Origin of the sequence: Bradyrhizobium sp. (assembly GCF_030654605.1) — a bacterium.
Lineage (GTDB): Bacteria > Pseudomonadota > Alphaproteobacteria > Rhizobiales > Xanthobacteraceae > Bradyrhizobium.
This window is the reverse complement of the sequence record NZ_JAURXB010000059.1, coordinates 1-12572: the sequence shown is the minus strand read 5'-3', so window position 1 is coordinate 12572 and position 12572 is coordinate 1. Positions and strand designations below refer to the sequence as shown.

Annotated in this window: 13 protein-coding genes; 7 read left to right on the top strand and 6 right to left on the bottom strand. The window is 64.6% G+C overall.

The genetic code is table 11. The annotated features are described in order from the left end of the window. Nucleotides 1-263 precede the first annotated feature (263 nt). The 3 genes from hslU to hslV all read right to left on the bottom strand — a co-directional run bounded on the left by hslU (nt 264) and on the right by hslV (nt 2850). Nucleotides 264-1565 carry an ATP-dependent protease ATPase subunit HslU gene (gene hslU / locus Q7U29_RS04930; RefSeq protein WP_304739112.1) on the bottom strand — a complete coding sequence of 434 codons (1302 nt, stop codon included), beginning with the start codon at nt 1563-1565 and terminating at the stop codon, nt 264-266. A 41-nt stretch (nt 1566-1606) separates the two neighbouring features. After that, complete coding sequence (locus Q7U29_RS04925; protein ID WP_304739110.1) at nt 1607-2212, bottom strand: DUF2585 domain-containing protein; 606 nt, start codon at nt 2210-2212, stop codon at nt 1607-1609. Nucleotides 2213-2298: 86 nt separating this feature from the next. Beyond that, nucleotides 2299-2850, bottom strand: coding sequence for an ATP-dependent protease subunit HslV (gene hslV, locus Q7U29_RS04920; protein WP_304739108.1), 552 nt, complete (start codon nt 2848-2850; stop codon nt 2299-2301). Between the two features lie 269 nt (nt 2851-3119). On the opposite strand from hslV, the gene hisB reads away from it, so the two are divergent. From hisB to coaA, 7 genes are all read left to right on the top strand, one after another. After that, nucleotides 3120-3713, top strand: a complete 594-nt coding sequence (gene hisB, locus Q7U29_RS04915) for an imidazoleglycerol-phosphate dehydratase HisB (RefSeq protein WP_304739106.1) — start codon at nt 3120-3122, stop codon at nt 3711-3713. 82 nt (nt 3714-3795) lie between these two features. After that, complete coding sequence (locus Q7U29_RS04910; RefSeq protein ID WP_304739103.1) at nt 3796-4326, top strand: DUF2628 domain-containing protein; 531 nt, start codon at nt 3796-3798, stop codon at nt 4324-4326. Then, nucleotides 4323-4973, top strand: a complete 651-nt coding sequence (gene hisH, locus Q7U29_RS04905; protein WP_304739101.1) for an imidazole glycerol phosphate synthase subunit HisH — start codon at nt 4323-4325, stop codon at nt 4971-4973. The genes Q7U29_RS04910 and hisH overlap by 4 nt, the downstream gene beginning before the upstream one ends. A gap of 208 nt (nt 4974-5181) precedes the next feature. Then, nucleotides 5182-5919 (top strand): 1-(5-phosphoribosyl)-5-[(5-phosphoribosylamino)methylideneamino]imidazole-4-carboxamide isomerase, encoded by a 738-nt coding sequence (gene hisA, locus Q7U29_RS04900; RefSeq protein WP_304739099.1) that lies wholly within the window; start codon nt 5182-5184, stop codon nt 5917-5919. Between the two features lie 9 nt (nt 5920-5928). Continuing rightward, nucleotides 5929-6705, top strand: a complete 777-nt coding sequence (gene hisF, locus Q7U29_RS04895; protein WP_304739097.1) for an imidazole glycerol phosphate synthase subunit HisF — start codon at nt 5929-5931, stop codon at nt 6703-6705. An 81-nt stretch (nt 6706-6786) separates the two neighbouring features. Then, nucleotides 6787-7113, top strand: coding sequence for a phosphoribosyl-ATP diphosphatase (locus tag Q7U29_RS04890; protein WP_304739096.1), 327 nt, complete (start codon nt 6787-6789; stop codon nt 7111-7113). Between the two features lie 31 nt (nt 7114-7144). Continuing rightward, entirely contained in the window at nt 7145-8101 is a 957-nt protein-coding gene (gene coaA / locus Q7U29_RS04885) for a type I pantothenate kinase (protein WP_304739095.1), read from the top strand. Between the two features lie 9 nt (nt 8102-8110). On the opposite strand, the gene Q7U29_RS04880 is transcribed toward coaA, so the two are convergent. The 3 genes from Q7U29_RS04880 to Q7U29_RS04870 all read right to left on the bottom strand — a co-directional run bounded on the left by Q7U29_RS04880 (nt 8111) and on the right by Q7U29_RS04870 (nt 12000). Continuing rightward, nucleotides 8111-9025 carry a GNAT family N-acetyltransferase gene (locus Q7U29_RS04880; protein ID WP_304739094.1) on the bottom strand — a complete coding sequence of 305 codons (915 nt, stop codon included), beginning with the start codon at nt 9023-9025 and terminating at the stop codon, nt 8111-8113. A 102-nt stretch (nt 9026-9127) separates the two neighbouring features. Continuing rightward, nucleotides 9128-11389: an ATP-binding protein gene (locus Q7U29_RS04875; RefSeq protein ID WP_304739093.1), complete on the bottom strand. Its 2262-nt coding sequence runs from the start codon at nt 11387-11389 to the stop codon at nt 9128-9130. A 134-nt stretch (nt 11390-11523) separates the two neighbouring features. Beyond that, the gene (locus tag Q7U29_RS04870; RefSeq protein ID WP_304739091.1) at nt 11524-12000 is read right to left on the bottom strand and encodes a hypothetical protein; all 477 of its coding nucleotides are present in this window, start codon (nt 11998-12000) and stop codon (nt 11524-11526) included. Nucleotides 12001-12572: the final 572 nt, after the last annotated feature.

The window sequence follows — 12572 nt, the reverse complement described above, 5'->3', positions numbered from 1 at the left end:
GAATAAGAGCTTGTTGACCGACGTCTCTGGGTTCTGCTTCCACCTTTGCACGATCACATCCCCACTCATTCTTCTCCGCAATTCACGGAGAAACCCTTCGTCATGCCTCTACTCTTGACATGGGACATAAGAGGATGAGGTTTACCTTGTTGAAACGCCACAACCTCATGCTGAGGAGCGAGCGACGCGAGCGTCTCGAAGCATGGGCAGCAAGCGACTCACCCATCTCGGATAGTCGATACTAGGCAGGGACGACAAGATGCCTACAGAATAAACCGGCTCAGATCCGTGTTCCTGGCGAGGTCGCCGACGTGCTTCTGCACGTAGGCGGCATCGATCTGGATGGTCTCGCCATGACGGTCGGGGGCGGCGAAGGAGATTTCGTCGAGCACGCGCTCCATCACGGTCTGCAGCCGCCGCGCGCCGATATTCTCGACCGTGGAGTTGACCGCAACCGCCACGTCGGCAAGTGCATCGATGGCGTCGGCGGTGATGTCGAGCGTGACGCCCTCGGTCTGCAGCAGCGCGACATATTGCTTGATCAGCGACGCCTCCGGCTCGGTCAGGATTCGGCGCATGTCGTCGCGGGTCAGCGCTTCCAGCTCGACGCGGATCGGCAGCCTGCCCTGCAATTCCGGCAGCAGGTCCGACGGCTTTGCGATGTGGAACGCGCCTGACGCGATGAACAGGATGTGGTCGGTCTTGACGGCGCCGTGCTTGGTCGAGACCGTGGTGCCCTCGATCAGCGGCAGCAGGTCGCGCTGCACGCCCTCGCGCGAAACGTCGCCGCCGGTGCGGCCGTCACGCACGCAGATCTTGTCGATCTCGTCGAGAAACACGATGCCGTTGTTCTCGACCGCATGGATCGCTTCCTGCACCAGCTGATCGTTGTCCAGCAGCTTGTCGGATTCCTCGTTGACCAGGAGTTCGTGGGAGTCCGCCACCGTCAGGCGGCGGGTCTTGGTCCGTCCGCCCATCTTGCCGAAGATATCGCCGATCGAGATTGCGCCCAGTTGCGCGCCGGGCATCCCGGGAATCTCGAACATCGGGGTGCCGCCGGAAGATTGCGTCTCGATCTCGATTTCCTTGTCGTTGAGCTCACCGCCGCGCAGTTTCTTGCGAAACGAATCCCGCGTCGAGGGGCCGGAGCCGGGACCAACCAGGGCATCGAGCACGCGCTCCTCGGCGGCGAGCTGCGCGCGAGCCTGCACGTCCTTGCGCTTGCGTTCGCGGGTCTGCGCGATCGCGACCTCGACCAGGTCGCGGATGATCTGCTCGACGTCGCGGCCGACATAGCCGACCTCGGTGAACTTGGTGGCTTCGACCTTGATGAAGGGCGCGCCCGCCAGTTTTGCCAGCCGCCGGGCGATTTCGGTCTTGCCGACGCCGGTCGGGCCGATCATCAGGATGTTTTTCGGCAGCACTTCCTCGCGCAGCAGGCCGGTGAGCTGCAGCCGTCGCCAGCGGTTGCGCAGCGCGATGGAGACCGCGCGCTTGGCGTCGGCCTGGCCGACGATGAAGCGGTCGAGTTCGGAAACGATTTCACGGGGAGAGAAGTCGGTCATGGATCCTAGCTAGGTTCGAAATGTGGCCGGCACAAGCGGCATCAGATGATCGGAGGCCCGGCCTGCCACAGCTTGATCGCCTCGACGGGATGGATCAGCATGATGATGTTCAGCGCCAGATTATCGCGAATGTGAAGCAACATCACGAGTTCGAACAGCAGGCCTAGCGCCACCGTTCCCGCTACCGGAAGCCGCTTCGCCAGCAGGAAGCCCGCGACCATGGCCAGCATATCCGAGACCGAATTGACGATGCTGTCGCCGAAATAATCAAATGCCGCGGTGGCGGTGCGATACCGGTTGATGATCAAGTCGGAATTCTCCGCCAGCTCCCAGGCGCCCTCGACCAGCATGGCGGCGATCAGGCGTGCCTGCCACGGCGCCTTCGGCAGCAATAGCCACGAGGCGCCGTAAAACAGCATGCCGTGGAGGATGTGCGAAAACACATACCAGTCGGCGATGTGCTGCGAGTTCTCCGAGCTCAGCACCACGCCGTGCCAGACTTTTACGTAGCCGCAGGCGCAGATCGGCAGCCGGCCCATCGCAAACAGGATGGCAGCCTGCAGGGCAACCAGGCAAGCCGCGATCAGCGTCCATTGCCACGGTGTCAGGCCGCTGGCGGCGGGGGCGGCGTTGCGTTCGAGCGTCATGGGTTGCGCACCATCAACAGGGCCTCGCCATCGGGGACGGCGATCATCGGACGGAACAGGTGATCCGGCGCCATCGGTCAGCCGCTCTATAGCGTCTCTAGGGTCACGTTGCGGTTGGTATAGACGCAGATGTCGGCGGCGATATCGAGCGCGCGGCGCACGATGGTCTCGGCATCCTTGTCGGAATCGACCAGGGCGCGGGCCGCCGCCAGGGCGTAGTTGCCGCCGGATCCGATCGCCATCACGCCGGTTTCCGGCTCCAGCACGTCGCCGGTGCCGGTCAGGACCAGCGAGACATCCTTGTCAGCGACGATCATCATGGCTTCCAGCCGCCGCAGATACCGGTCGGTTCGCCAGTCCTTGGCGAGTTCGACCGCCGCACGGGTCAATTGCCCCGGATACTGCTCGAGCTTGCTTTCCAGCCGCTCGAACAGGGTAAAGGCGTCGGCCGTGGCGCCGGCAAAGCCGCCGATCACGTCGCCCTTGCCGAGTTTGCGGACCTTTTTGGCGTTGCCCTTGATGATGGTCTGGCCGATCGAGACCTGGCCATCGCCGCCGATCACCACCTTGCCGCCCTTGCGGACCGTCAAAATGGTGGTGCCGTGCCAGCCCGGCGACGGGGATTGTGATTCCTGCATGTAATACCTCGCGTTCGCCCAGATTTAGGGGTTCGCGGCTTCGGTTACAATCGGCGGGATTCCATAGCGTTTTCGAGCGAAAGCCTGCCCCGGACTTGATCCGGGGTGGATACCGGTTCGCGTGAGGAAAACGCGTCAAAACAGGAGAGCTCGCCCGATTCAGGTCACCATAGGCCCAAGTTCGGCCTCCAGCGGGTCATCCCGCAGTAGCGAAGGCGTCATCGGCCTGTTAAAAGGGCCGCGTTTTCGGCCAAGGGAAAGCAGTTTTCATGCGCACGGCGACCATCAAGCGCAAGACCAAAGAGACCGATATCGAGGTGACGGTGAACCTCGACGGATCCGGCGTGTCCAACGTCGCGACCGGGATCGGCTTTTTCGATCATATGCTCGATCTCCTGGCCCGCCATTCGCGCATCGATTTAACCGTGAAGGCGGTCGGCGACCTCCACATCGACGACCATCACACCACGGAGGATGTCGGCATCGCGATCGGACAGGCGGTGAAGCAGGCGCTCGGCAACATGGCCGGGATCACCCGCTATGCCGGGGTCCACATGCCGATGGACGAGACGCTGTCACGGGTCGTGATCGACATTTCCGGCCGTCCGGTGCTGGTGTTCAAGGTCGAGTTTCCGCGCGACAAGATCGGCGCGTTCGACACCGAACTGGTCCGCGAATGGTTCAATGCCTTTGCGATCAATGCCGGCGTGACTTTGCACGTCGAGACCCTATATGGCGAGAACAGCCATCATATCGCCGAATCCTGCTTCAAGGGTCTGGCGAGGGCGCTGCGTGCAGCCGTCGCGATCGATCCGCGCGCCGCGGGCGAAGTGCCGTCCACCAAGGGCCAGCTCGGCGGCTGATTTTTTCGAGCACGATCCGGAAGAGTGGGAACCAGTTTTCCGAAAAGATCATGCTCACTGAAGGTTTCGGCGGAGAGATGCGATGCCGGTCTACACGGTTCATGCTCCAGTACTGAACGATGCGGGAATTCGGGCGGCCGACAGGTTCGCCTTCGTTCGCGACGGCTTTCATTTTTGGGCGGCCCTGCTGGGACCGGTCTGGCTGCTCTGGCATGGACTGTGGCTGGCGCTGATCGGCTGGATTGCCGTGATGGTCGCGGTCGGTTTTGGCGCGGCGGCGCTCGGCGTTGGCGGCAACGCGATCTTTCTCGTCGACATCCTGTTGGCGCTGCTGATGGGCCTTGAAGCGGCGAGCCTGCGGCGCTGGACCCTGTCGCGGCGCAACTGGCGCCAGCTCGACATCGTGGTGGCGGAGGATCTGGAAACCGCCGAGCGGCGGTTTTTCGATCGCTGGACCGCCAAGCAGCGCTCGCTTGTCAACGATCAGCTGGCGGTCGAGCGCGGCGGGCCGCCGCCGACACGGGATGCTCCCGGCCAGCCGTTTTCACGGCCGCCGCCAATTCCGCGAAGCGAGATCATCGGATTGTTTCCGGAACCGGGAGGCTCGCGGTGAGCGTCGCCATTATCGACTACGGCTCCGGCAATCTGCACTCTGCCGCGAAAGCGTTCGAGCGCGCCGCGCGTGGCATGGCTGTGCCGGAAAAGATCGTGGTGACCCGCGATCCCGAAACGGTGTACCGCGCCGATCGCATCGTGCTGCCCGGGGTCGGCGCCTTCGCCGATTGCCGAAGGGGACTGGATGCGCTCGACGGCATGATCGAGGCCATGACCGAAGCGGTGCGCGACAAGGCCCGGCCGTTTTTCGGCATCTGCGTCGGCATGCAGCTGATGGCGACACGCGGCAAGGAGCACGTCACGACGGACGGCTTCAACTGGATCGCGGGCGACGTCGAAAAGATTTCGCCGCGTGAAGAGAACCTGAAAATTCCGCATATGGGCTGGAACACGCTCGACATGGTCCGGGAGCATCCGGTGCTCGAGCGGCTGCCGCTCGGCCCGAAAGGCCGCCACGCATATTTCGTGCACTCCTACCATCTCAATGCCACCAACGAGTCGGAAGTGCTGGCGCGCGCCGACTACGGCGGGCCGGTGACCGCGATGGTCGGCAAGGACACCGCGATCGGCACCCAGTTTCACCCGGAGAAGAGCCAGCGCTTCGGGCTGGCCCTGATTTCGAATTTTTTGCGATGGAAGCCGTGATTCTTCTCCCGACAGCGGCATCCTTTTCCCTCCCCCCGCGAGCGCTTGCGAGCGGTGGGGAGGGTCGACGCCGAAGGTGGCGGGGTGGGGGGTGCCTCGGCAGGGACCGCAGCATCGGTGAACGCCGCGCCACCCCCCACCCCCGACCCCTCCCCACCACTTCGTGGGGGGAGGGGAGTTCACCTGCGTCCTTGCGAGAAGGCGTTGCATGATTCTTTTTCCCGCCATCGACCTGAAGAACGGCCAGTGTGTCCGCCTCGAGCAGGGCGACATGGCGCGCGCCACCGTGTTCAACCTCGAACCCGCGGCGCAGGCGCAGAGCTTTGCCGCGCAGGGCTTTGAGTATCTGCATGTGGTCGATCTCGACGGCGCTTTCGCCGGCAAGCCGATGAACGCGGCCGCCGTCGAATCGATGCTCAAGGCCGTCACCATGCCGGTGCAGCTCGGCGGCGGGATTCGCGATATCGCCACCGTCGAAGCATGGCTCGCCAAGGGCGTTACCCGCGTCATCATCGGAACCGCCGCGGTGCGCGATCCGGAGCTGGTGAAGGGCGCTGCGAAAAAATTCCCCGGCCGTGTCGCCGTCGGTCTCGATGCGCGCGACGGCAAGGTCGCGGTCGAGGGCTGGGCCGAGACCTCGCAGGTCACCGTGCTGGAAATCGCGCGGCGTTTCGAGGATGCCGGTGTCGCCGCGATCATCTTCACCGATATCGCGCGCGACGGCCTGCTGAAGGGCCTCAATCTCGACGCCACGGTCGAGCTCGCTGAGCGGATTTCCATCCCCGTCATCGCCTCCGGCGGTTTTGCCTCGATCGAGGACGTCAAGGCGCTGCTGGCGCCGCGCGCCGGGAAACTGGCCGGCGCGATCGCGGGCCGCGCGCTCTATGACGGCCGTCTCGATCCCGCGGCGGCGCTGGCGCTGATCCGCCGCGCGCGCGCGGCCTAGGAGACTGCAATGTTCAAGGTGCGCGTGATTCCCTGTCTCGACGTCAAGGACGGCCGAGTCGTCAAGGGCGTCAACTTCGTTGATCTGCGCGACGCCGGCGACCCCGTCGAGGCGGCGATCGCCTATGACGCCGCTGGCGCCGACGAGCTGTGCTTTCTCGACATTACCGCCACGCATGAAAATCGCGGCACCATGATGGAGGTGGTCCGGCGCACGGCGGAAGCCTGCTTCATGCCGCTGACCGTGGGCGGCGGGGTGCGCACCGTCGATGACATCAAGATGCTGCTGCGATCCGGCGCCGACAAGGTGTCGATCAACAGCGCCGCGGTCAGCCGCCGCGAATTCGTCAAGGAAGCGGCGGAGAAATTCGGCGATCAGTGCATCGTGGTGGCGATCGACGCCAAGCGCGTCAAGCGTGGCGGTGGCGGCGAGCGCTGGGAAATCTTCACCCATGGCGGGCGCAATTCCACCGGCATCGATGCCATCGAATACGCCCAGGAAGTAGTCTCGCTCGGCGCCGGCGAAATCCTGCTGACCTCGATGGACCGGGACGGCACAAGACAGGGTTTCGACCTGCCGCTGACCCAGGCGGTGGCCGACAGTATCCGTGTTCCGGTCATTGCTTCCGGCGGGGTGGGCAATCTCGATCATCTGGTCGACGGCATCCGGCAGGGCCATGCGACCGCGGTGCTGGCGGCGTCGATATTTCACTTCGGGGAATTCACCATACGTCAGGCCAAGGACCACATGGTGCGCGCCGGCCTGCCGATGCGGCTCGATCCCTGACGACTCTTTGCGACGGAAGTGCTACATCCCCTGAGGAGAAAGCGCCCCGGCTCCCGCGGCGCCGTGTGTGGGTTTGAGTTGATGCCGCGTTTCACGATCCACGATCTGGCTGACACCATCGATGCCCGTGCGGCGGCGGGGGGCGAGGTGTCCTACACCGTCAAACTTCTCAACAAGGGTGCGGAGCATTGCGCCAAGAAGCTTGGCGAGGAGGCGGTGGAAACCGTGATTGCCGCGGTCGAGAATGACCGCGACCACCTGATCGCCGAAAGTGCCGACCTGCTGTTTCACCTGCTGGTGCTGTTGAAATCCCGCGACGTCCGGTTTGAAGAGGTCGAGGCCGCGCTGGCACAGCGCACAGGCACGTCCGGACTGGAAGAAAAAGCCGCGCGCAAGCGCGACACGTAAGAGCCAAGGTCACAACGCTAGAGGCGGCTGGATGGACATTCGGGCACCGGATCAACAATACAACCCATACCGGATATTCTCGCGGGAGCAGTGGGCGCGCCTGCGCGACGACACGCCGATGACTTTGGAGCCGGGCGAGTTCGAGCGGCTGCGCTCGATGCATGACCGCCTCGACATGCGAGAGGTCGAGGAGATCTTCCTGCCACTGTCGCGATTGCTGTCGATCTATGTCGATGCCACCCACCGGCTCTACCAGGCGCAACGGCAATTCCTCGGCATCCGCGATCGCAAGGTGCCTTACATCATCGGCGTCGCCGGATCGGTCGCGGTAGGCAAATCGACCACCGCGCGCGTGCTGCAGGCCCTGCTGACGCGCTGGTCGCCGCGGCCCAAGGTGGATCTCGTGACCACCGACGGCTTTCTGTTCCCCAATGCGGTGCTGGAACGGCAAGGTCTGATGCAGAAAAAGGGCTTTCCGGAGAGCTACGACTTGCCAATGCTGCTGTCGTTCCTCAGCGATATCAAGGCGGGACGGCGTCAGGTGCGGGCGCCGGTCTATTCGCATCTGACCTACGACATCGTTCCGAACGAATGGGTCGAGGTCGACCGGCCGGATATCCTGATCGTCGAAGGCGTCAATGTCCTGCAGACCGGCCGGCTGCCGCGCGACGGCAAGGCGGTTCCGGTGGTGTCGGACTTCTTCGATTTCTCGGTTTATATCGACGCCGACGAGCCGGTGCTGCGCAACTGGTACGTCCGGCGCTTTCTGGCGCTGCGCGATACCGCGTTTACCGATCCGCGATCGTATTTCCATCGCTACGCGCTGTTGTCTGACGACGAAGCCACGGCTACCGCACTGGCAATCTGGGAGCGCACCAATCTCGCCAACCTCGAGGACAACATCCTGCCGACCCGGCCGCGCGCGACGCTGATCCTGAAAAAGGGCGCCGATCACGTGGTCGAAACCGTGGCGCTGCGCCGGCTTTAGGCCGACGCGCTAAGCTGCGTGCCGCGAGGCATCGGCTCCGAAGTGCTCGATGTAGCGGGCTGAGATCGCCGACACCGGCATCACGATCAGCACGTCGGTGGTGCCGAACTGATGGTCGATCACGGCGCCGTCGCCGATAAAGGCGCCCAATCGCAGATATCCCTTGATCAAAGGCGGTAGCTCGTGAAGCGCGGCCTTCGGATTGATCGCCTCCTTCGCCATCCGGTTCATCTCGATCCGGCGGGAGGGATGCGCGCTGGCGCGCCAGGCTGCCGGGGCCTGTGCATAGTGATGCAGGAACGACAAGGGCAGCGCCAGCCGATCGGGATCGGTGCCCTCGAACGATGCGCAGCCGATCATGACGTCGAGCCGGTGCTGGCGGACATAGCTCCAGATCCCGTGCCACAGCAGTTCGACGGTGCGCTTGGTGCGATAGCGCGGCAGCACGCAGGATCGCCCGAGTTCGAGAAAGCGCAAACCGGCGTGGCGATCGGTCAGGCTCGATATGTCGAACTCATTCTCGGTGTAGAAGCCGCCATTCCGTTCCGCCACCTCCTGGCGCAGCAGGCGGTAGGTGCCGACCACCGGCAGTCTGCCGCTCATCGACGGCTTGGCGGCGTGATCGATCACCATCAGATGATCGCAGATCCTGTCGAACGCATCCTTGTCGCGGCGGGCCAACAGGGTCGCGGCATCGGCGATGGCGGTGCCGTCCCGGTAGAACACGCGGTAGCGCAGCTTTTGCGCGCGCCTGACCTCGCGTTTTTCCTGCGCCAGCCTGACTTCGAGCGCGCCGAGCCGTCCCAGCGTGACCGGAAGCGGCTTGAACCAGGTGATCGCCGCCTGCGCGGTGGCCCCGATCGTCTCCGGCCGCAGCAACCGGATCAGGCGCTGTGTCGATCGCGCCAATTCGCCGTTCTGCATGGCTTCCCTCGCGACCGCGAATCGGTGCGGTCTTCGAGGGTTGAGAGATCACGGGCATCCGACAGCCATGTGACGCCGCAATTGCCGGCGGATGACAGGGCTTTAGGCCGCGAGATGCCTTGAGGCGGCGAGGCCCGCCAGTGCATCGGCGAGCTTTTCGCGATCGAGCGGCTTGATGAGGAAGCCGTCCATGCCGGCTTCGAAGCAGGCGTAGCGGTCCTCCACCAGCGTATTCGCGGTCAGCGCCAGGATCGGCGTCTGCCGGCCGGGCTGGCCAGCCTCGCATTCGCGGATCCGCCGCGTGGTCTCGATGCCGTCGAGCCGCGGCATCTGGATATCCATCAACACGAGATCATAGGGCGCGCCGGCGGATTTGGCCGCCAGCCAGGATTCCAGCGCTTCCTCGCCATTGGTGGTGATGACGGCAACGTGTCCGAGGCGCGCCAGCAGCGAGCGCATCAACAGTGCGTTGATCTCGTTGTCTTCCGCCACCAGGATCGAAAGCCCGCGCGCCGGCGCGATCGAGGGCGCCGCGACATTGTCTGGTGTATCGATCAGGGCATCGCCGGCCAGATCAGGCGCCGGCACTTCCGGCGGCATGCTCAGGCGCGTCGCCAGCGACGCGGCACGCAGCGGCTTGATCAGGTAGCCGGTGAAAGCGGAGGTCGCAGCGGGTTGCAGTTCATGCCGGGTGGCCGGCGTGAACAGCACGATGCGATGGATCGCATGCTTGCAGGCGAGGTCGGCCAGCGCCGCGGCTTCGCCGGCGCCGAGGGCGTGGTCGATCAGCACGGCGTGCCAGGCGCGCTCCGGCAGCAGCGCCCGCGCCACCGCGATATCCGCAACCACGCAGGTCTGGCCGCCCCAGCGTTGCAGCCGCCGCGCGATCAGTGAAGCCTCGATGCTCTGCGGCCCGACCAGCATGATCGATTGATCGGTCAGATCCGGCGCGGCAAACCCAGGCTGCTCGCTTGCCTTGCCTTCGGCGGCCGCGAGTGGAATCGACACTTCGAAGGTCGAGCCCTTGCCGAGTTCGCTCTGCAGCGTGATGCGGCCGCCCATGCGCTTGACGATTCGCTCGGAGATGCTGAGCCCCAGGCCCGTGCCGCCATAGCTGCGCGCGATGCGCTCGTCGGCCTGCTCGAACTCGCGGAAGATCCGCTCCCGCGCCTCGGGCGCAATGCCGATGCCGGTGTCGCGCACCAGGAAGCTGATTTCATTGGGCCAAAGGCCGGGCTCGACGATCAGCGCCACGCCGCCGGTCGAGGTGAATTTGATGGCGTTGCCGGCGAGATTGAGCAGTACCTGGCGCAGCCGCGCGGCATCGCCGACCACTTCCATCGGCAGCCGCTCGTCGACATAGGCTGCGATCTCGAGTTGCCGCGCCTGCGCCCGCGGCGCCAGCAATTCGGTGATATCCTCGATCAACGCGGAAAGCGCGAACGGGCGGTGTTCGAGATCGATCTTGCCGGCCTCGATCTTGGAATAATCCAGCAATTCCTCGATCAGCGACAGCAGTGCGTCGCCCGAGGTCTTCACCGCCCTGGCATAGGTCGCCTGTTCCGGCGTCAGCGGCGTATCCAGCAGCAGGCCGCTCATGCCGATGATGCCGTTCAGCGGCGTGCGGATTTCATGGGACGCCATCGCCAGGAATCGCGACTTGGCGCGGTTGGCGGCGTCGGCGTGATCGCGGGCCTCGCCGAGCGCGCGCTCGGTCTCGGTGCGGTCGGTGACGTCGCGGCCGACGCTCTGCATTTCCGAAGGCGCGCCGGCATCGCTCCGGACCAGGCCTTCGCGCCAGGCGACCCAGCGCGCGCCCGACGCGGTCGCGATTTTCTGGTCGTGGATCCGTGTGCCGTTGGTCTCGATCGCGGTCGCGCCCTGCTCCAGCACGTTGAGCGCGAACCGGCTGCCGATCAGTTTTTCGCGCGGCAGCTCCGCCAGTTCGCACCAGGCATCGTTGGCGAAGGTGATGCGGCCGTCGCCGGCGCGCAGCACGATCAGGTCGCCCTGCGATTCGAACAGGCTGCGGGCGCGCTGCTCGGCCTCCTGCAGTTCCCAATTGCGGTCGACCAGCGCTTCGTTGTGCAGCGCCATCTTGCGCATGGTCTGCCGCACCCAGCGCAGCCGGAAGCTCAGCGTGGCGAGCCCAAGGCAGGCGAGGGCGAACAGGAAGCTGGCGCCGATCGCGAAGGCGTGGGGATCGTAGCCGGAACCCTCGACCCGGCTGCCGGAGATGAAGCCATAGGCGCCGCCGAAGGCGGCCGAGAAGATCATGAAGGAGCGGAAGGTGAAGGTGAGCCACGGGTGGCGCCGGGCGAAACGGCGTATGCGTAGCTTGATCCGGAAAATCCGCCGCTTCATGCCGTGACCCTGTCGCTGTATCGCCGCATCTGTCGCGGCGCTGAAGATGGCGCGGCGACCTTGCGAAGTGCTTGAGGCCGGATGGCTTGGCGTCGTCCGATCGGAACGTGGTTTACAAGAAGTTAAGAGCAGAACTAGAAAGCGGCGGCCAGCCGACGGGGCGCGCCATTGGCGCCGACGATGAGGGCGGCGGCATCGCGGGCCGAAAAGTGCTTCGATGCGACAAAAATCCGGTAATCGGCGGGACCGTCCGGCGCGAGGTAGATCACGGGCCCGGATGTCGATGATGTGGCGGAGATCGCCACGAAGCGGGTGGCGGCGTTGACCTCGCAGCCACGTGCTGCTGCTTGGACCTCCGTGCCGTCGATATCGTCGAGCACGGCAAAATCGGCGGTCGCGGCATTGTCGGTGAGCTGGACCCGCACGGTGGCCAGGGAGGGATCGCGGGTGAAGCTGACGTGAGACTGCGCCTGCCAGGACAGCGAGGTGAGCTGGACCGAGCCCTCGCCGACCGCGATGCAGGGCCGCGCGCCCGGCAGGAGGTCGCCGCGCGCGAACACGGCGGCAATCAGCAACGGAACAGCCGAGGCCAGGATCTTCAAACGCAACATGATACGCACTCGCTCGCCGACAAGCCCTGATCACGCTGCGGCTTATGGTTGGCAGAGTGTAAAGAAAACTCGTTACCATGGGGTTGACGGGACCCAACTTCATCCGTCGTCCCTGCGAACGCAGGGACCCATACGCCGTGCAATCGATATTGCAGGTGGTGTTAACGGGCTTGTTGAACCACTGCGTCATTGCATCAGTTGACCGGGGTTATGGGTCCCTGCGTTCGCAGGGACGACGCAAGAAGGTTCTTCAGAACAACGAAACACGTCCCCGCGGCGCGATGCGCCCGAGCTATGCCATCAGTTTCACCCTCCTCAAACAAGGAGGGCGCAGGGAAAGCCGGGCGCCGATTGCACCCGCGGTCGTGCACAAGATGCGCACGAGTAGACCACAGGTGAACCGGATCATCCGGCTTTCCCTGCACAATGGGTTACGGCCTATACGTGATCTCCCCGGTGAGCCCTGCACTTTGCCACCGTCGCCTTGCGGATTGACGATGCATCGCGAGCCCGGTTGAGCCGGCTGCATCTCCACACGACTTGACGCCAGCCTTGGGGCGTCAGGACCACAC